Source organism: Microbacterium sp. JZ31, from assembly GCF_016805985.1.
In the GTDB taxonomy this organism is placed as follows: Bacteria; Actinomycetota; Actinomycetes; order Actinomycetales; family Microbacteriaceae; genus Microbacterium.
In genome coordinates this window covers 2838899-2858237 of sequence record NZ_CP017661.1, presented here as the reverse complement: position 1 = coordinate 2858237, position 19339 = coordinate 2838899, and the positions used below count along the sequence as shown (strand labels likewise).

At 69.3% G+C, this 19339-nt stretch carries 13 protein-coding genes; 7 read left to right on the top strand and 6 right to left on the bottom strand.

Features of this window, described 5'->3' with window-relative positions; translation table 11 throughout:
- Positions 1-27: 27 nt before the first annotated feature.
- From rfbB to BJP60_RS13635, 3 genes are read right to left on the bottom strand one after another with little or no spacing between them, the layout of a single operon-like run.
- Positions 28-1026, bottom strand: coding sequence for a dTDP-glucose 4,6-dehydratase (gene rfbB, locus BJP60_RS13645; RefSeq protein WP_203136360.1), 999 nt, complete (start codon positions 1024-1026; stop codon positions 28-30).
- Positions 1026-1895: a glucose-1-phosphate thymidylyltransferase RfbA gene (gene rfbA, locus BJP60_RS13640; protein ID WP_203136358.1), complete on the bottom strand. Its 870-nt coding sequence runs from the start codon at positions 1893-1895 to the stop codon at positions 1026-1028. The genes rfbB and rfbA overlap by 1 nt, the downstream gene beginning before the upstream one ends.
- Positions 1896-1925: 30 nt before the next feature.
- Complete coding sequence (locus BJP60_RS13635; RefSeq protein ID WP_203136356.1) at positions 1926-3170, bottom strand: rhamnosyltransferase WsaF family glycosyltransferase; 1245 nt, start codon at positions 3168-3170, stop codon at positions 1926-1928.
- A 255-nt stretch (positions 3171-3425) separates the two neighbouring features.
- Between BJP60_RS13635 and BJP60_RS13630 the strand changes: the two genes are divergently transcribed.
- From BJP60_RS13630 to BJP60_RS13615, 4 genes are read left to right on the top strand one after another with little or no spacing between them, the layout of a single operon-like run.
- A complete protein-coding gene (locus tag BJP60_RS13630; RefSeq protein ID WP_203136355.1) occupies positions 3426-4406 on the top strand; it encodes a rhamnan synthesis F family protein in 981 nt (326 codons plus the stop codon).
- Between the two features lie 5 nt (positions 4407-4411).
- Positions 4412-7801 (top strand): glycosyltransferase, encoded by a 3390-nt coding sequence (locus tag BJP60_RS13625; RefSeq protein ID WP_203136353.1) that lies wholly within the window; start codon positions 4412-4414, stop codon positions 7799-7801.
- A gap of 49 nt (positions 7802-7850) precedes the next feature.
- Positions 7851-8213: a hypothetical protein gene (locus tag BJP60_RS13620; RefSeq protein WP_203136351.1), complete on the top strand. Its 363-nt coding sequence runs from the start codon at positions 7851-7853 to the stop codon at positions 8211-8213.
- Positions 8203-10065 carry a glycosyltransferase family 2 protein gene (locus BJP60_RS13615; protein ID WP_203136350.1) on the top strand — a complete coding sequence of 621 codons (1863 nt, stop codon included), beginning with the start codon at positions 8203-8205 and terminating at the stop codon, positions 10063-10065. The genes BJP60_RS13620 and BJP60_RS13615 overlap by 11 nt, the downstream gene beginning before the upstream one ends.
- 91 nt (positions 10066-10156) lie before the next feature.
- Here the strand turns inward: BJP60_RS13615 and BJP60_RS13610 are convergent, their stop codons facing one another.
- Together BJP60_RS13610 and BJP60_RS13605 are read right to left on the bottom strand one after the other, a co-directional pair.
- Positions 10157-10903 (bottom strand): ABC transporter ATP-binding protein, encoded by a 747-nt coding sequence (locus BJP60_RS13610; RefSeq protein WP_203136349.1) that lies wholly within the window; start codon positions 10901-10903, stop codon positions 10157-10159.
- Positions 10904-10907: 4 nt separating this feature from the next.
- Complete coding sequence (locus tag BJP60_RS13605) at positions 10908-11702, bottom strand: ABC transporter permease (RefSeq protein WP_238439444.1); 795 nt, start codon at positions 11700-11702, stop codon at positions 10908-10910.
- A gap of 232 nt (positions 11703-11934) precedes the next feature.
- Between BJP60_RS13605 and BJP60_RS13600 the strand changes: the two genes are divergently transcribed.
- Positions 11935-13992, top strand: coding sequence for a glycosyltransferase (locus tag BJP60_RS13600; RefSeq protein WP_203136347.1), 2058 nt, complete (start codon positions 11935-11937; stop codon positions 13990-13992).
- Here the strand turns inward: BJP60_RS13600 and BJP60_RS13595 are convergent.
- On the bottom strand, positions 13950-15107 hold the full coding sequence (locus BJP60_RS13595; RefSeq protein ID WP_203136346.1) for a glycosyltransferase family 4 protein: 1158 nt from the start codon (positions 15105-15107) through the stop codon (positions 13950-13952). The two genes, BJP60_RS13600 and BJP60_RS13595, sit on opposite strands and share 43 nt — an antisense overlap.
- Before the next feature lie 136 nt (positions 15108-15243).
- On the opposite strand from BJP60_RS13595, the gene BJP60_RS13590 reads away from it, so the two are divergent.
- Together BJP60_RS13590 and BJP60_RS13585 are read left to right on the top strand one after the other, a co-directional pair.
- Positions 15244-17352: a hypothetical protein gene (locus BJP60_RS13590; protein WP_203136345.1), complete on the top strand. Its 2109-nt coding sequence runs from the start codon at positions 15244-15246 to the stop codon at positions 17350-17352.
- Positions 17353-17399: 47 nt separating this feature from the next.
- On the top strand, positions 17400-19226 hold the full coding sequence (locus BJP60_RS13585; RefSeq protein WP_203136344.1) for a DUF4012 domain-containing protein: 1827 nt from the start codon (positions 17400-17402) through the stop codon (positions 19224-19226).
- The last annotated feature ends 113 nt before the right edge of the window (positions 19227-19339 follow it).

Below are 19339 nucleotides of genomic sequence, written 5' to 3'. Positions count from 1 at the left end.
CGGACAGCTGCTTGCCCAGCTCGGTCACTACTGTCCCTTCGATGCGTAGAACGCCTCGGTGGCGTCCTTCGCGGGCGCCCACCACGCCTCGTTGTCCCGGTACCAGGCGATGGTGGCCTCGAGTCCGGAGCGGAAGTCCTGATACCGCGGCTGCCAGCCCAGCTCGGTGCGCAGCCGGGTGGAGTCGATCGCGTAGCGCAGGTCGTGGCCGGGGCGGTCGGTGACGAGGTCGTACGCGTCGCGGGGCTGCCCCATCAGCTCCAGGATCAGCTCGACGACGTCCTTGTTGTTCTGCTCGCCGTCCGCGCCGATCAGGTACGTCTGCCCGATGCTGCCCTTGTCGAGGATGGTCAGCACCGCCGAGGAGTGGTCGTCGGCGTGGATCCAGTCGCGCACGTTCTCACCCGTGCCGTACAGCTTGGGCCGGATGCCGCGCAGGACGTTGGTGATCTGCCGCGGGATGAACTTCTCCACGTGCTGGTACGGCCCGTAGTTGTTGGAGCAGTTGCTGATCGTCGCGCGCACCCCGAACGAGCGCACCCACGCCCGCACCAGCAGGTCCGAGCCGGCCTTCGTCGACGAGTACGGCGAGGACGGGTTGTACGGGGTGGTCTCGGTGAACCGCGCCGGGTCATCCAGCTCCAGATCGCCGTACACCTCATCGGTGGAGATGTGATGGAACCGCACGTCGTGCTTCCGCGCCGCCTCCAGCAGCGTGTACGTGCCGACGATGTTGGTGTCCAGGAACGGCCGCGGGTCGTTCAGGGAATTGTCGTTGTGCGACTCCGCCGCGTAGTGCACGACCGCGTCCACGTCGCGGAACAGGGAGTCCACCAGCGCCGCATCGGCGATGTCGCCCTGCACGAACGTCACCCGGTCCTCGGGCAGACCCGACAGCGACGCCCGGTTGCCGGCGTAGGTGAGCTTGTCCAGCACCGTGACCTGGTCGTCGGTGTGCGCCACGACGTGGTGCACGAAGTTCGAGCCGATGAAACCGGCACCGCCGGTGACGAGAAGACGAGCCATCAGCGTCCACGCTCCAGGATCTCCAGGAGGTACGACCCGTACCCCGACTTGACCAGCTTCTGCGCCCGCTCGCGCAGCTCCTCATCGGACAGGAACCCCGACCGCCACGCGACCTCCTCCGGCACACCGATCCGCAACCCCGTCCGCCGCTCCATCGTGCGCACATACTCCGCGGCGTCGGTCATCTGGTCGAACGTCCCCGTGTCCAGCCACGCCGTGCCCCGAGGCAGCACCTCCACGCTGAGCTTGCCGCGCTCCAGGTACGCCGCGTTCACATCCGTGATCTCGTACTCCCCACGCGGCGACGGCTTCAGGCCCCGCGCGATCTCCACCACGTCGTTGTCGTAGAAGTACAGCCCCGGCACGGCGTAGTTGCTCTTCGGCTGCGCAGGCTTCTCCGCCAGCGACACCGCCTTGCCCGTCTCGTCGAACTCCACCACGCCGTACGCCGACGGCTCGGCCACCCAGTACGCGAACACCGCACCGCCGTCGACCTCGGCAAACCGCTTCAGCTGCGAGCCGAGCCCGGGGCCGTACAGCAGGTTGTCGCCCAGCACCAGGGCGACCCTGTCGTCGCCGATGAAGTCCGCCCCGATCGTGAACGCCTGCGCCAGCCCGTCCGGAGAAGGCTGCTGCGCGAACGTGATCGACACGCCGAACTGCGACCCGTCACCCAGCAGACGCTCGAACGCGGGCGCATCATGCGGCGTCGTGATCACCAGGATGTCGCGGATCCCCGCCAGCATCAGCGTCGAAAGCGGGTAGTAGATCATCGGCTTGTCGTACACCGGCACGAGCTGCTTCGAAACGCCCAGCGTGATCGGATGCAGCCGCGTGCCCGAACCGCCGGCGAGGATGATGCCCTTCACCAGCCCATCGTGTCACACGCCGGATCGGTCCTACGGACTGGGGGTCGCGGTCGCAGCGCGCCTGTCGACGGCAGAGAGGGCGGCCGATAGCGCATCCCGGATGGGAACGCCCATCTGACCTTGTCGGACGGGCAGATACGCCGAACGGGCGCCGGATGCCTGGCGAGAGGAGACGAGGGCAGTGACCAGCGCCGTCCCCAGCATCTCCGGGGTACCGTTCACGGCGATGATGCGCGTGTGCATACGGTTGCGAGAACCGTCGACCTCGTTGGTCACCGCCGGCACTCCGGAGATGGCCAGATCGAACGGCAGGTGGCTCGGATGCGGGGTCGCCTGCAGGGTGAGGCCGACGTCGACGCGTGAGATCAACGAGAAGTAGTCCGGTCGAGTGAGGACACCGGCGTTCCTCAGCGTAGAGCCGTTCCCCAGATCAACGTTGCGACCTCGTTCGCCGGCCATGATGAAGTCGGCCTCGATGCCCTTGCGCGCGAGTTCGTCTGCAGCGACCCGAAGCGCGGCCACGCCGAGATCGAACATGTTCCGGGGCTTGGAGGGACGCCCGTAGAAGAAGACCGTCGGGCGGCCCGAGCGCCTGCGCAGCATAGCCGTCTTCATCAACTGCGCCGTGTCGAACTGCGGTGCGAACACCTGCGCGGGGGCGACGGCGCCGAAACCGCGCGACTCCAGGTAGGACGCCACCTGACGCGTGTTGACGACGGGGGTGAAGCCTGCCGCGTAGGTCGACTCAGCGGCGACTCGGTCCTCGTCCGCGGCGAAGAAGTCCGGTTCGTAGTCCTGGATGAGATAGAGGACCTGCCGTCGCTCGATGAGCCCGGCGTGCGCCGCACGATCAAGTGCGTGCGCCGTCATCCAGTGGGTCGCGACCCAGATGTCCTCGGTGCCGAAACGCGTCGTACGGAGATCGTCGTCGCAGACGATCTCCCAAGTCGCACCCGGGAGATGGTCTGCGAGCCAGGCCCGTCCCGCGGCGATGTAGTGCTCTCGTTCGGGTCCGACACGACGTGTCGGATTTAGCAGAACGAGGCGCACGTCCCGGCCGCTGAGGTCGCCCAGCAGCATGCCGGCTTCGACTGCCGTCTTCACGCCCGCGAAGACCGCAGTCGGATCGAAATCGAGGAGCGTCAGATTGATGCGCGGTCGTGACGGCGTCAGGTGAAGCCCTAGAAGGGATGCTGCGGGTCCCGTCAGCGCGGGAGACGACGGTCGGACGCCCATGGATGCATCCTCGCGTGCTTCTTCTTCTGCGGCGGCCACGCCTCGACTCCTCATCCGCCCCGCGGCTTCTTCCTTCTCAGGGTAGGTCAGCGCATGGGCTGCGTCTGCGAGGCTTTACAAGTGATGCGGGCGTGTGCGATGGGCGCCGTTCGTGCGCCGGAACCCGTGCGCGGGATCGTTTCATGCCGTGCAGTAGGGTGATGTCGTCCCCCACCTGGTTCGTCGCTGCCTGCGACGCCATACGATGTGCGGCGCATCCGGACTGCCGCACCTTCGCTGTAGGAGCGGCTCGATATGTCGTTGCTGGTTGTCATGGCCCACTACGACGTCGGCCGGACTCTGCGACGGCACACGCTGCACACCATCTCCAACTACGCCGCGGCGGCCGACCGGGTCGTCGTCGTCTCCACATCGGGCATCCGTGAGGAGGACGTCGATGCGTTGCCGCCGAACGTCGACTTCGTCATGCGCCCGAACTTCGGCTACGACTTCTTCAGCTACAAATGGGGGCTCGACCTCGTAGGCGACTACGGCGCCTACGACCGCATCGTGATCTCCAACGACTCGTTCGTCGGCCCGTTCGTCCCGTTGTCGGAGATCGTCACGAGCGACGCGGCCCGCGAGAACGACCTCATGGGCATGACGTGGTCGGAGAATCATGGCGGCCACGCCCAGAGCTTCTTCGTCACGGTCAGCGGCCAGGCAGCGCGATCGGCGGCCTTCCAGAACTTCTGGCGTGACATGACGCCGGTGTCCGACCGCATGCAGGTGATCCTGCGTTACGAGGTCGGCATGACCACGGTGCTCGCGGACGGCGGCTTCAACGCCGGCGCCTACTTCCGCGCCTCGCGGTCGGAGCAGGAGCTGGCCAAGGCACGTTTCCGACACCAGTACACGATCAGGCTCAAGCCGGGCGCCGAGGGGGCCGTTCACGGCATCAATCCCACGTGGGGCGACGATCGCTTCCGTCGCTACAACCCCGCCATCGTGCTGGCCGACCGCCTGCTGCTCGATGCGCGTCTGCCTCTGCTCAAGTTCGACACGCTGCGGTTCGATCCAGCAGGCCTCGACGCGGCACGGTTGCTCGCGGAGGCGGAGCGCACCTACCCGCACGAGATGGCGTCGGTGCGGGAATTCTTGAGAGACACTCGAGCGAGCTACCCGTTCCGACCGGGTGAGCACAACGTACTCCGTGATCCGGCCGAGCTCGCGAGCTCCGGGTTGGGGTACTGCATGGATGGCGAGTTCGCGACGCGCGTCTCGCGGGGGGAGTGAGTCAGGTGAAGAACAAGCGGAGGATCGCCCTGGTGCTGCTCGGTGCAGCAGTGCTGACAGCCCTCGTGATCGCGGCAGTGTTCGCGGAGGCGGTCGCGATCATCCTGCTCGGGCTGCTTCAGATCGCCGTGCTTCTGCTGCTCGTCGACACGCGGCGCGCGCTGAGCACGCGGATTTTCTCGGCGGCGCGCAAGCTCGAGCGCCATCTGATCGGGAACATGCGCGGCAAGTTGAGCAAACCGGCGCCCGCACCTCTTGCGACGGCGGCCGTGGTCGCCCCGATGGCGGAGTCGGAGGTGCAGCGCGCCGCGCAGTCGTACGGGAAGGAGATCCGGCTGATCAAGGCGTCGCTGATCTTCGATCAGGAGTGGTACGCGGCGCAGGTGGGCAGCGAGTTCGCATCCCTAGACCGGGCGATTATCCACTACCTGACCCGGGGACGTCGCGGCGGGTTCACCCCTCACCCGCTGTTCAACCAGCAGTGGCTGGTTCAGGACCGATGGTCCGCGGAGGGACAGGATCCGCTCATCTCGTATGTGCGGAACGAGGGCGGCTTGTGGGAGCGGTCGACCTCCCCGCTGTTCGACCCGTCGAAGCTCGACGCGAAGCTGAAGAAGAGTGACTACGGGCCTCTCAGCGCTTTCCTGCGAGACCGTGGCGCGGACTGGCCGCTGCCCTATGCGGTCGATGCGGCGTTCAGCCGCGAGGGGCTGACGCTCGAGGAAGCTCGCGTGTTCCTGCTGGAACGCCTCACGCAGTGGAGAGCGATCGAGCACGCCATCGCCCCGACGCGCGGAAGCGCTGAGCCTCCGCAGTCGAGCCGGGCTCTTGAGCAGGCACTGAATGTCTTCCGCCGGCGGGCTGAGACGCCGCCTCTGGTGTCGGTCATCCTTCCCACGTGGAACCGCGCGGGTTCCCTGCGGGCGGCGCTCGAGTCGATCACACAGCAGTCCTATGAGAACTGGGAGTTGATCGTCGCGGACGACGGCTCCATCGACGACACGGCGCTCGTGCTCGAGGCCGAGGCAGCACGCGATCCGCGGATCAAGCCGTTGCTTCTGGAGCACCGAGGCGTGAGCGCGGCGCGCAATTCTGCACTCGCCCACGCGCGCGGCGCATATGTCGCGTTCCTCGATTCGGATAAGGTGTGGGAACCCGACTTCCTGCTCTCGATGGTCGCGTTCCTCGAGGTTCACGGCCACGACGCGGGCTATTCCGTCGTCGAGGTCTCGCTGAACGGCAAGTCCCTCTACCGGACCACCCCCGCAACGCGCGAGTCGCTCCGCGTCGCCAACTCCATTGATCAGACCGCGATCGTGGCGAGGCGCTCGCTCATCGATCGCACCGGAGGCTTCGACGAGTCCCTTCTCCGCGCTGTCGACTACGACCTGATCCTCTCCTTGAGCGAACTCACCGACCTGGTTCAGGTCCCGTATGTGGGCGTGCGCTACAGCGAGGACGACCAGGATCCGAACCGCATCAGCGAGGCGCAGTCCATCGCGTGGAACTTCTATGTGCGTGATCGACGGCGCTGGGTCGATACCGAGATCGCCCGGATCGAGCCCGGACTCGTCTCGATCATCGTCGACGGCGCCCGGGGAGGCGAGGACGCGCAGGCAGCCGTCGCCAACGTCGCCGAACACCTGGGCGACGTGGAAGCCGAGATCATCGTGGTGCCCGCTTCCACCTCGTGGATCGCGCTCCAGAGCACTTGGCTCGTGGAGTTCGCATCCGTCGCTGATGTACGCGTGCTGCCGATGGCAGGCGGGTCGGATCGGCCGCCTCTTCGCATCAACAATGCGCTGCGATCCGCACGAGGAGAACTGGTCCTCGTCACGACGGCGGATCACCGTTTCGAGGAAGGAACCGTCGCAGACCTGGTCTCCGAGATGGAGGACAGCGACGCCGCAGCGGTGCATCCCGTCGTCCTCGATTCCCGGCGGTTGATCTCTGACGCCGGTGTCGTCTATGCGCCGGACGGCCGCGACCCGGTGGGCCTGCTCGCTGGGCTCCCGGCCGGGTGGGCGGCGTGGGAGTCGACCGCCGTCGCCGTACCGGGCGCGTCGCTGCCTCTGCTTCTTCGGGCTTCGACGGTGCGGAGGATCACGGGTCTGAACACCAAGCTCAAACAGCTCTGGGTCGACGTCGATATGTCGCAGCGCGCGGCGCGCGACGAGTCGAAGCCGGTGGTCCTCAGTACGAGCAGCACAGTGCAGCTGCGGGAGGCATCGGTCTTCGGGCGCAGGGAAGGCTCAGAAGCGGATGTCCGCATGTTCGCCGCTCTGTGGCCGAAAGCCCCCCAGGGGTCAGAGGAGGCGATGCGCGCGGCGGGTGTCGCGGCGACATTCCATGGATTCACGGCGATCTCGGCGCCCAAGGCCCCGTCCGCATGGACGAGCGCGACGTGGCGGCCGCGAGACCGACAGTGGGCAGAGCGGGTCGTCGATCGGCCCAGCGAGCCCCTGCAGTGGTCGATCAAGACCGCGGCCCCGGCGGACGAGCGCGCGGCCTCCTGGGGCGACTTCCATTTCGCGAACTCGCTGGCGGCAGCGCTTCGCTCGCTCGGCCACAGGGCCTCAGTCGACTACGGTCCGAACGCCGAGCGAGCCACGGCCAACGCCGACGACGTCGTCGTCAACCTGCGCGGCCTGAAGGACGTGCAGCTTCCCGTCGGAGCGACGAGCCTCATCTGGGTGATCAGCCATCCCGATCTCGTGACGGCGAAGGAGCTCGAGGCGTACGACATCCGCTACGCGGCGAGCCTGTCCTGGCCGCGGCTCGTCGCCGAGCAATGGGGCGTCGACGTGAACCCCCTGCTGCAGTGCACCGATCCGGAGCGCTTCTACATCGACGATCAGTTGGTGCCCGAGGTTCAGGACCGGCTGCTGATGGTCGGCAACTCGCGCAATCAATACCGGCCGGCTGCGTGGCAGACGGCGAACGCAGGAATGCCTGTCGCAATCTACGGCAACGGCTGGGAGAAGTTCGTCGACGAGAAGTACATCGCCGGCAGCTACGTCCCGAACGAGGAGTTGCGCCGGTATTACCGAAGCGCGGAGTGGGCACTGAACGATCACTGGGCCGACATGCGGGAGCAGGGATTCATCTCCAATCGCATCTTCGATGTGCTGGCGTCGGGAGGCCGTCTCCTCACGGACGACGTCGAAGGGCTGCCGGAGCTGTTCCCCGCAGACGTCCTGCCGAACGGTGTCGCGACGTTCTCGACACCGCTCGAGCTTCTCGCAATCGCGGAGACGGGACCGGCGAAGTACTACGACGACGACGTCCTGCGGAAGATCTCGGATTACGTCCGATCCCAGCACTCCTTCCTCGCCAGGGCGGGAGTAATGGTCGAGGACGTGCGCCGGCTCCGAGCGCAGGCGCGGCCACGATGACGCGCATCCGGCGCGGGACGTCGCCCACCCTCGTGATAGGCAGGTAGGCATGCGTCAACTGCCCACGAAGATTCTCGCCGTCGCGGCGGTCGCCCTTCTCGCGTTCCTCGCGCTCCTGCCGCTGGCTCTCGTCACCAGCGGGTGGACGGCGTTGCTGCTCGGGGTGATCGGCATGTGCCTTCTCGGGCTGCTGCTCTTCGTGATTCGCGAGCAGCGTGCGGCCAGCAGAGCGCAGACCGCACGACTGAAGGCGGTCGAGGAAGCGGTGAGGCGACGAGGGGTCGAGCAGGACAACCAGATCGCGGAGACAGCCGCGCGGTTCGACTGGATCGCGCGTCGGCAGGCCGAGCTGCTGAGGTCTCTGTCCGCAGCCGGCGACCGCGCCGACGACTCGCGCCGTCGTGACAGCTGACGCGGCGCTGACGGCGGTCGAGCGCGAGTACCTGCAGCGCGAGAGCTCCCTGTTCGGCTACCTGCGGCTCAATGGATCGACCGCGGGGCGAGACGTGCTCGCGCTGGCTGCGACTCACGGGCGTCTACGTCAGAGCGAGCTGCTGGCCGCCCTCCGCGCACGCCCCGGTGGGGGAAGCGTCGCCGCCCCTTCGCTCGCTGAATTCGACGACGAGAGCCTGCGGCGCCTCGCGACTCTGTTGGCCGACCAGGCGCGCGGCGCGGGCGAGGCGGCCGACGCGGCGTTGCTGCTGAGCGCCATGGCCGAGGAGCTCGGGACCCACGCGATCCGCAAGGGCGGCCGCTTTCGACTGATGGAGCTCCTCGTCGATGCCGGGCAGTCGCCCGAGAGCCTGCCGGACCTGCTCTCTAACTTCCATATCGGCCGCGAGAACGCTGCCCAGCCGTACCTGCTCACGGCGAATGCCAGCAACCCCTTCGCAGGCGGCGAGGAGACGCCGCGCCTCGGAACCTGGCTTCAGGCGATGGAGGACATGTTCGCCCTGGACGGCCTCGAGCCCGTGGGCATCGCCCCGGGGCACGAGGCGCCCTTCGACCGCCTGCTGAGCGGTGCATCGAGCATCGTCACTGATGGTCCGCTCGTGACGGTCATCATCCCGACTTACAACCCAGGTCAACGGCTCGCCACGGCCGTCGAGTCTCTGCTGTCCCAGTCGCATCGCGCTCTCCAGATCCTGATCATGGACGACGCGTCGCCTGCGGCTGCGGCGGAGGGGCTCGATCGCTGGCTCGAGCGGGATCCCCGCATCGAAGTCGTCCATCTGCCGGAGAACAACGGCCCCTACCTCGCCAGGAACATCGCCGCATCGCGCTTTGCACGTGGCGACTACGTGACCATCCACGACGACGACGACTGGTCGCATCCGCGCAAGATCGAGCTCCAGGTGGCGCAGCTCGAGGCAGACCGCGAGTACATGGCGAACATGTCGCGCTCGATCCGAGCCTCCGATGACCTGGTGCTGGGGCGCATCAACGGCGATCCGGTCTGGACGCAGCAAGCGCTGAACTCGCTGATGGTGCGTCGCGAGCTGTTCGATGAGATCGGGTACTGGGATGTGCTCAATCGATCGGCGGACGCAGAGTTCAACGACCGGATCCGGTCGTGGTCCGGCAAGCGGATCCCGACTGTCGGCCGGGTGCCGCTCGCCTTCTACCGCATCCGTTGGGACTCGCTCAGCGCGGGGGAGTTCAACCGCGGTTACATGGATCCACGGCGTCGCTGGTACTTCCACTCCTACCTCCACTGGCACGCGAGCGAGAAGGAGCAGGGGCGCGCGCCGGTCCTTCCTGTGGACAGCCGCGAATCGCGGCCCTTCGCGACGGCGACCGACCTCCTCGGCTCTCGGCACGACGCGGGCCGTTTCGGCGCTGTCGAGGTGCTCTTCGCCGGGGACTTCCGGTTCCGCGGCGTGCGCGCCGATGCTGTGTGCGCCGACGTCGAGTCCGCGCTCGAGGCCGGCTCGCGCGTCGCGATCCTGCAGCTGGATTCGCCCGTTCACGAGAACGACGCGCGCATCCATCCGCGGATCCTGGTGGCTGCGCGGAACCCGAGTGCGCTCGTCGTCAGCCTCATGGACCCGGTGGAGGCGTCCCGCGCGGTGGTGTTCGACCCCAGCGCGCTGCAGTTCGCCCGTGTCGAACGAGCGGCGCTCACGGTCGAGCGGCTCGTGATCGACGACCGGGTGCGGTACGAGCCGCAGGTCGACGGCGGCGCTGTCTACGACGTGCGAGATGTCGTCGTCCAGGCGGAGAAGATCTTCGGGCGGCGTCCCGAGATCTCTCGTCCCGTCTGAGCCGAGGGGATCGAGCCCGAGAGAAGGAGCGTCCGATGGGCCGTACGGGGCGCCGGAGGGGGCGGTTCCGTGCTTCGCGAAGGCGACCCGGTCAGTGCTTCACTGCGGGGTAATCCCTGTTGTAGCGCTCAAGCACGTCGTCGATCGGGCCGTCCAGCACGAGGGCGCCGCCGTCGATGTAGAGCCCACGCGTGCAGAAGCGCTTGAGGTTTCCGGCGCTGTGTGACACCAGGAACAGCGTGCGGCCTTCGGCGAGCATCTCCTCGATGCGTGCGAAGCACTTCTCGCGGAAGGCCTTGTCGCCGACCGCGAGCACTTCGTCGACGAGCAGGGTTGGCTCATCGAGCTGGGAGACGACCGCGAACGCCAGGCGTGCCTTCATACCGCTGGAAAGATGCTTGAACGGCGTGTTCACGAACTTCTCGAGCTCGGCGAAAGCGATGATGCTGTCGAACCGACGCGCCACCTCGGCGCGTGGCATGCCGTGCAGCCCCGCTACGAGGCTGACGTTCTCGCGCACCGTGAGGTTGGACTCGAAGCCCCCAGTGATGGCGATCAGCGGCGCAACGCCGCCGTTGACGCGGACGGTGCCCTCGTCGGGTTGCAGCACGCCCGCGACGAGCTTCAGCAGGGTCGACTTTCCCTGGCCGTTGCGTCCGACGACGCCGATCGCCTCGCCCTGTCGCACCTCGAAGCTGATGTCGCGCAGGGCCCAGAACTCGCCCGGGCGGCTCCGGCGCGCCGTGCTGCCGAACAGGTCCTTCAGGCTTCGGCGGCCACGGCGATCGAGCCGGAAGCGGATGCCGACCCCCTCGACGTGAATGGTGACGTTCGACATGAGGTCACAGATCCTTCAGGACGGGCCGCATCAGCGGTCGGAACACGATCGCACCGAGGACGAGGATGATGAAGCCGACGAGGATGCTCGAGATCGTGGCGGCAGGGTTCCACTGGCTCGGGAAGAAGCCGACTCGATAGAGCGAGAGCACACCGAACATCGGATTGACGAACTGGATCCAGCTCGCCGACTCGGGAAGGAGATCCGGGGTGTAGAGGATCGGCGAGCCGTAGAACAGCACGCGGATGATCAGGCGGGTCGTGCGGCCGAGGTCGCTGATCAGCACGCATAGCGGAGCAAGGAAGAGGCCGATGCCCGTGACGAGGACCGCCTGGATCAGCATCGCGACCGGGAACCACAGCAGGCCTGCGTTCACGTGCGCGCCCGTCATGACCGCGAAGGCCGCGAGGACCGGAAGAGCGAACACGAAAGAAAGTCCGGTCGTCAGCGTCACGCGCAGCACCCAGATGGTGTTCGGGATGCCCGTCGACGTCACGAGTTTCTGATCCTTGGTCAGCGCGCTCGTCGAGTCGCCCACCGCGGAGGCGAACCACTGCCACGGCAGCAGGCCCGCGATGAGGAAGAGCACGAACGGCTCCTCACCGCCGTGGCGAGGGAACACCTGCGTGAACACGAACCAGTAGATGAGGCACATCAGCAGCGGGTCGAGGATCGACCACAGGTAGCCGAGCCAGCTGGTGGCGTACTTCACTTTGAGGTCGCGCGCTGACAGCAGCCAGAGCGAGTGCACGTACCGGCGCGGCGAGCCCTGGGGCCCGATCGAGGTGGCGGTGCTCACGAGGCGCTCACGATACGCGCAGCGGACGGCCGCGTGCCGGTGCCGAGCGCGCCGGTACGGCCGGCGGAAGAGCTGGGGTCCATGTGTGGAGTGATTCCTTCGTGACGCGAACGCGCTTCGTCGAGAGTATCGGGGTGGGAAAGCGCCGAACGGCACGACGTTACCCGAAGCGCGCTCGACGCTGCCTGAGGGGCAACCGGGATCGCGCGGACACATGGCATACAGTCGACCAGTGCGTGTGCTCCACTCGATGCGTCGGCCGGATGCCGAGACGAAGTATGCGACGCACATGGCCGCCGTGGCCGGAGACGACATCGAGGTCGCGTTCTTCACCTGGCCGCGCGCGATCCTGGGCCGCTACGACCTGTTCCACCTCCACTGGCCCGAGGCCCTCGTGGGCCGCGGGCGGGGGCTCCGGCTCGTGGCGTCCACGCTGCTCTCGCGGCTCCTCCTGCTGCGCCTGCGCCTGTCGCGCGTGCCGGTCGTCTACACGCTCCACAACCGCGAGCCGCACGAGTCCATGTCGCCGCGCGGGCTGCGCGATCGGCGGGCCTTCGAGCGCCTGGCGACGATCGAGATCCATCTGGTCCCCGAACCCGATCGCGTCACGGCGGCGGAGAGCGTCGCGATCCCGCACGGAAGCTACGCCGAGCCGTATGCCGCGCATCCCCGCGCCGACCGGATCGACGGACGTGCGCTGTTCTTCGGGTTGATCCGTCCCTACAAGGGCATCGAGGAGCTGCTCGACGCGTTCGCGGCCGTCCATGACGACGAAGCTTCGCTGCGCCTGGTGGGCAAGCCGATGGATCCGGATCTCGCGGGCGCGATCGCACGGCGGGATGATCCGCGCATCAGCCATCGCTTCGGGTTCGTTCCCGACCGTGAGCTCGTCGCCGAGGTGACCGCCGCGCAGCTGGTGGTGCTGCCGTATCGGCGCCTGCACAGCTCCGGTGCGGCCCTTGTCGCCCTCTCACTCGGGCGACCCGTGCTGATCCCGGACTCGGACACGGGCCGCGCCCTGCGCGACGAGGTCGGCGCGGACTGGGTGCGGCTGTTCGAGGGCCCGCTCACGGGGGCGACGCTCGCGGACGCGCTCGCCGCGACGCGCACGCCGCCGCCGGGATCCCCGGATCTGTCCGCGCGCACGTGGCCCGCGGTGCGGGAGGCGCATGCACGCGTCTACCGGCGTGCGCTCGAGCTCCGTCGCCACGGCCGCAGCGGCTCGGTGTTCGCGTGGCTCACGGGGCAGGACGACAACCTGGGCGACTCCGCGCTGCGGCGGGGCTATGCGGACGCGCTGCGCACGCGGGGCGATCTCGTGGCGTACGTCGCCGACGCGTCGCCCGCGTACGTCTCCGGCCTCGGCCTCGGGCTCGCGGACCGCGTCAGCACGAGCCTCGGCGCCTGGCTGACGGAGGCGCTCGCCGCAGCCCGCCGGGGACCTGCGACCCTCGCGATCAATGCGGGGGAGTTCACGTTCTCGGGGCGCTACACGCTCCAGATGCTGCGCATCCTGCCGGCCCTGTGGCGCTTCCGTCGTCGCGGCGGGGCGGTGGTGTGGCTCGGCGCCGCGGTGCCAGGACCGCGGCGCGGCCGCACGTGGCTGTTCCGGCGGCTGTTCCGCGCGGCCGACCTCGTGCGGTGGCGCGACGCCCGCACGTCGGAGGTGTTCGCACCCGCCCCGGCGATGCCCGACTGGGCGCTCGCGCTCGAGCCGGCGGGCGACGCAGGGGAGCGCGGGGCGCTGGGCGTCTCGCTGCGCTTCGACCGGCCCTATCCCTCGGAGGCGTGGCTGCGTGCCGTGCGGGAGCTCGCCGCGCGGCTCGGGCTCGAGGTCGTCGCGGTCGCGCAGGTGGCACGCGACACGGACTACGCGCGGCGGCTCGCGGCCGATCTCGGCGGTCGTGCGGTCCCGTTCGGCGAGGAGACGCATGCCGAGCAGGAAGCCGTGCTGCGCCGGGAGTACGCGGCGATGCGGCTCATCCTGAGCGACCGCCTGCACGCCCTGCTGATCGCGCTGTCCGAGGGCGCCGTGCCACTGGGTCTCGTCGAGGCGGCGACCGACAAGCTCGCCCGCCACTTCGATGCCCTCGGCATGCCCTGGGCGACGGCGTCGGCGCCGGAGCGGATCGCACGGCTCGCCGCGCTCGACGACGTCGCGCTCGTCGAACTCGCGCGGGACGCGGCCGACCGCCTGGGCGATGCCCGACGCGAGCTCGACGCGGTGCGGTCTCTGCTGGCCGGTGATCAGTGGCTGCGCGACGCGGCGCGCGCGAAGACGCGCGCGTGAGCCTGCGTCACCTCGCAGTCGGTGCGCAGCCCCTCCGTGGCGAGGGCGCCGGCACCGAGCCTCGCGCGCAGCGTGGCGTCGTCCACGAGCCGCCGCAGCGCGGCTGACAGGGCCGCGACGTCGTTCGGCGGCACGAGCATCCCGTTCACACCGTCCGCGACCCACTCCAGCGGTCCACCCTCCGCGGCGGCGATCACGGCGCGCCCGCGCGCCAGGTACTGCAGCACGTTCTGCCCGAGCGGCTCGGGGCGGGTCGAGTACTGCACGCACACGTCGAGGTCGTCGATCCGGTCCTGCACGTCGGCGCGGAAGCCTGCGAACGTGACCGCGCGCAGCCCGAGCTCCGCGACCAGCGCGCGCAACCTGCTCTCGTACGCGTCATGGCCGAACGCGGCCGATCCGATCAGCGTCAGCGACGCGCGGTAGTCGATGCCGGCCGCGGCATATGCCCGGATCAGTTCCTCCTGACCCTTCCACGGGTCCAGCCGCGCGACCATGCCGATGCGCACCGGACCGTCGTGTGCGGTGGATGCGGTGCTCGCCCGAGAGATGCCGATCGCGCTCGGGACGACCTCGACGAACTGGCCCGCCCGCAGATGCGGCAGGATGGTCTCAGCCGTCGCGGCCGAGTTCGCGATGAAGCCCACCGCCCGCCGCGCGGCCGTCAGGCGGAAGGCCAGGAGGCCGAACCGGCCGATCGCGCCGGCCTCGACACGGTCGCGCAGGTGCACCACGAGCGGCGTGCGCGTGCCGAGCAGTGCGAGCGCCGTGTACACCGCGGCACGCGTGGAGTTGGCATGCACGACCCCGGCGCCGCGGAACGCGCCGCTGCGACGCGTCGCGAACGCCTGCCGCGCGAGCGCCACGGCGAACCGGATCGCCGCCCACGGCGTCGCGCGCGACGCGCCAGGAGGCTGGGGGACGCCCGCCTCGCGCACGTCGACGTCCACGAGCCCGTCGAATGCTCCGCCGCGAGTCGGCCCGGGCACCACGAGCCGCGCGTCCCACTCGCGGCAGTCGTTCGCCAGGACGCGCGCGAGAGCCAGCTCGGCCCCGCCCGGCTCGGCCGTGTGGGCGACGTGGGCGACGGTCGGGGCGTCGGGACGGGCGGGCACGCGATCAGCCTAGGGCGGCGGGCTCCCAGGCTCGCGGCGCGGCGCAGGGTACCCTCGTGGGGACCGCGGCCGCCCGGGCCTCTCCCTCCCCAGACCACGGAGCACGATGTCGATCCCGAGCAACTCCCCTGCCCGCATGAACCCCAAGAACTGGTCGACGAAGGTCCGCGTCATCGTCGCCGGCGCGTTGGCGCTCGTTCTCGCGGGCGCCGGCACGATCGCCGCCTTCGCGCTGCAGCCGGGCGCTCCGCAGCCCACCGCCGCGCCGACCATCAGCGCCACGCCCACGCCCACCGCCCCGGCGACGCCCGAATCCGCGCCGCTGCCGCGGGCCGCGGTCGTGGACGGCGCGCTGACCGGCTGGGAGGCCGCGCCCGAGACGGTGATCGGCGACGTCCGTCCCCAGGTCGGAGCGGCCGCCGACGGGGTCGTCGCGGCGTTCGTCGACGCCCCCGCCATCGAGGAGCCCGTCGTGGCGCTCAAGACGGTCGCGACCGTCGTGCCGGGCCAGCAGTACGAGTTCTCGGCCCAGGTGCGCGCGCTGTCCGAGGCCCCCACCGCCTGGCCCGTGCGGCTCACGGTCGGCGGCGTCGACGTGCCGCTCCCCGAGCTCAACGCGGCGTGGGTCCCGGTCACGACGTCGTTCACGGCCGACCTGGCCGCCGTCGAGATCGTCGTCACGGTCGACGGCCCGGTCGAGGGCTTCGGGCTCGATGCGGTCTCGATCGCGCCCGCCGGCGGCGAGAACGTGGTGCCCAATCCGTCGTTCGAGGAGGTCGAGGCCTCCGGCACGATCGTCAGCGACTCGCTCATCCTGCGTCAGGACAGCGCCGCGCTCGGCGTGAACCTCGCGGCGGGCGAAGCCTCCTGGAGCGCCAAGCGCTACGAGGACGGTGCCGAGATCCGCGGCACCGCTGAGCTGCGCCAGGGCGTCTCGGCGCTTCCCCTGGACGGCGTGCCGCAGGGCTACTACTCCGTGACGGTGCGCGACTCCGCGGGCCAGGAGGTCAGCGCGCCCGTGGCGATCATCGACTACGCCGGCAGCCGCATCCCGAAGGATGAGCGGCTCGGCGCGGCCACCCACCTCGAGCGTCCCGCAAACGTCGACGGTGCCGAGGCGGTGGCCTCGCTGGGCCTGTCCGCCGCCCGCAACGACATCAAGTGGGCCCAGAACGAGACGACCGCGGGCAGCTACCAGTGGACGCAGACCTACCTGGACGAGATGGCCAAGCTCAAGGCGCAGGGCATCGGTCTGCTCGGCGTGATCGACAGCGGCAACCCCGTGTACACGGGCTACGCCGGTCAGGCCGGCTGGCAGAAGCTCAAGACGCCGCCCGAGGGCCAGGCCGCGGTGGATGCGTTCGGGCGCTTCGCCGGAGCCGTCGCCGCCCAGTGGGATGTGATCGGCATCGAGGTGTGGAACGAGTTCAACCACGAGCCGTTCAACAAGGGCTGCCGCACGCCCGAGTGCTACCTGCCGATGCTGCAGTCGGTCGAGCAGCACGTGCAGGCGGTGAACCCCGACATCCCGATCATCGCCGGCTCGACCGCCAACTACGACGAGACCTGGCTCAACCACCTGTGGGACATCGGCGGCCTGAACCACAGCGACGCCGTGAGCTTCCACCCGTACGACATCTACTGGGACCCGGATGGCGCCGCGCGCGTCGTCGGCGCCGCCACGAAGGCGTCGGCCGACCGCGGCGCCGCCATGCCGGTGTGGCTGACGGAGCTCGGCTGGACGACCGACAGCAACATGGCGGAGGTGTCGGTCGACGTGCAGGCGAACAGCCTGATCCGCGCGGAGACGATGTTCCTCGGCGCCGGCGGCGCGAAGTACTTCTGGTACGACCTCATCAGCGACCCCGAGCAGGTCAACAAGCAGGGCGACCCGCACGAGGCGAACTTCGGCCTGTTCGCCCCCCGACGCGATGGCCTGACGGCGCTTCCGCCGAAGCCCGCGGCGTTCGCGCAGGCGCTGCTCGCCTCGAAGATCGCGGGCCACGGCTCGCCGACCATCGACCAGCGCGAGGGCGTCCGATCCGTCCGCTTCGGCGAGCAGGACGACTTCGTGCGCGTGGCGTGGGCGTCCGAGGGCACCCGCCGCGTCGAGTACGCCGCCGACAGCACGGTGACCGTCACCGACGCGTGGGGCAAGGTCTCCGAGCTCGAGCCGTCCGGCGGCAAGGTGTCGCTCGACCTGACCACGACGCCCGCCATCCTCGAGGGCGGCTTCACGGAGTGATGCGCGCCCTCACGGTTCTGACAGTTCGCGTTTCGTAGGATGACAAAATGACCTCCCCTGCGTCCGCGCGCGCCCTCGGCGCGCCCATGTCACGCCGCGAGGCGCGGGAGCGACGGGCGACCGGCGGCTCTCGATCGGCCGCCGCGGCGACGGAGGTCGATGCATCCGCGATCTCCGGGCGGCGCCCGAAGGTCGTCAAGGTCCTCGTCATCACGCTGATCGTGCTGCTGCTGGCGACCACGTGGCTCGCCGTCCGCGCGCTGATCGTGAAGAACGAGCTCGAAGCGAGCCAGCAGCTGATCGGCCAGGTGCAGGACGGCGACATCGAGGTCAGTGACGCGCTCGAGGAGCTGGGCGGACACGCCGGGCTCGCGGCCAGCGTGTGGTGGGATCCCGTGTGGCGCGCAGCCGAGTTCGTGCCCTTCGCGGGTGACAACCTGCGCGCCGTGCGTCTTGCCGCGGAGTCGCTCGACGTCGCGACGAACGGACTCGGCCGGCCGGTGTTCGCGGAGTTCCAGCAGGACAGCGACGAGCCCGTGCTCGCCCGGGCGCTGCCCATCATCTCGTCCGCCGCTCCCACCATCGGGCGCCTGGCGGACGAGATCGCGGCCGTCAGCGATTCGCCGTCCCTGATCGGCCCCGTCCGCGGTGGCGTCGAGCAGGTCGCCGAGGTGATGGGTGCGGCCGCACCGATGGTCGAGCTCCTCCCCGAGCTGCTCGGGGCGAACGGCAAGCGCAACTACCTGCTCGTCTTCCAGAACAACGCCGAGTCGGTGGGCCTCGGTGGGTCGGCGGCGTCGCAGTCGCTCGTGACCGCCGAGGCCGGCAAGGTCGCGATCACCCACCAGGCCAACAGCGACGTCTACGCCAACGACACCCCCGTCGACGTCGAGGTGCCCCAGAGCGCCCTCGACCTGTACAGCGACTTCCTCGTCAAGCGCATCAACACCTCGTCGAGCCGCCCCGACTTCCCCACGATGGCGAAGATCGTCTCGGCGTGGTGGCAGCGGGACGTGCAGAACGACCAGATCGACGGCGTGGTGTCCGTGAACCCGATCGCGCTCGGGCGGATGCTCCGCGCGACCGGGCCCGTCGAGCTCTCGACCGGCGACGTCCTGACGGAGGACAACGCCGTGCAGCTGCTGCTGAGCGAGGTGTACGAGCGCTGGGGCACGCAGGAGACCAAGAAGGGTGCCGACAAGTTCTTCTCGAGCGCCGCGAAGGAGATCTTCGCCAAGCTCTCGACCGGTGCCTTCAACCCCAAGGACATGGCCTGGGCGGTCGGCGAGGGCATCGAGGCCGGCGACATCATGTTCTACAGCGCGCACGAGGACGTGCAGGAAGCCGTCGCGCCGCTGAAGCTCTCGGGCATCCTGCCGTCCGACAACGAGGATCAGACGACGCTCGGCGTCTACTTCCGCAACGAGTCCGCCTCGAAGATCGACTACTACACGCGGTCGGCCGTCGACGTCACCGAGTCGTGCACAGACGGACGCCGCACCTTCACGACCGCGACGTCGCTGCACCTGGACATCGACCAGGCCGCTGCGAACCTGCTTCCGGACTACGTGCGCAGCCAGACGTGGGATTCCGCCTTCTTCCGCACCGCTGTCTTCGTCTACGGCCCGCCGGGCACGCAGGTCGACAGCGTGTCGGTCGACGGCCGCGAGGTGAGCGTGATGCGCGAGGATCTCGAGGACCTGGGTCGCCCCGTCGCATGGTTCCACGTGTACCTCCGGCCGTCCGAGCAGGCGAGCGTGACGGCCACCTTCTCCGGCGCGGACGGCGACTACGGACCGCTCGAGGTGCGCACGACGCCGATGATCAACGAGACCGAGGTCGCGACCTCCAGCGACGGCTGCGCGGCGCGCTGACCCGCCCCGCTTGACCCGCTCCGCCGACGGCTGCACGGCGGACAGGCCCGAGCGGTATGATTCCCGGGCGTACGACGACAGGACGGGACGGGGCTCTTGGTCACGAACATCGC

Bases quoted from the DNA above. Each gene is read 5' to 3' on its own strand.
- rfbB (WP_203136360.1), bottom strand. From the start codon at position 1,026: ATGGCTCGTCTTCTCGTCACCGGCGGTGCCGGTTTCATCGGCTCGAAC.
- BJP60_RS13620 (WP_203136351.1), top strand. From the start codon at position 7,851: ATGCGTCAACTGCCCACGAAGATTCTCGCCGTCGCGGCGGTCGCCCTT.
- BJP60_RS13590 (WP_203136345.1), top strand. From the start codon at position 15,244: ATGAACCCCAAGAACTGGTCGACGAAGGTCCGCGTCATCGTCGCCGGC.
- BJP60_RS13610 (WP_203136349.1), bottom strand. From the start codon at position 10,903: ATGTCGAACGTCACCATTCACGTCGAGGGGGTCGGCATCCGCTTCCGG.
- BJP60_RS13585 (WP_203136344.1), top strand. From the start codon at position 17,400: ATGACCTCCCCTGCGTCCGCGCGCGCCCTCGGCGCGCCCATGTCACGC.
- BJP60_RS13630 (WP_203136355.1), top strand. From the start codon at position 3,426: ATGTCGTTGCTGGTTGTCATGGCCCACTACGACGTCGGCCGGACTCTG.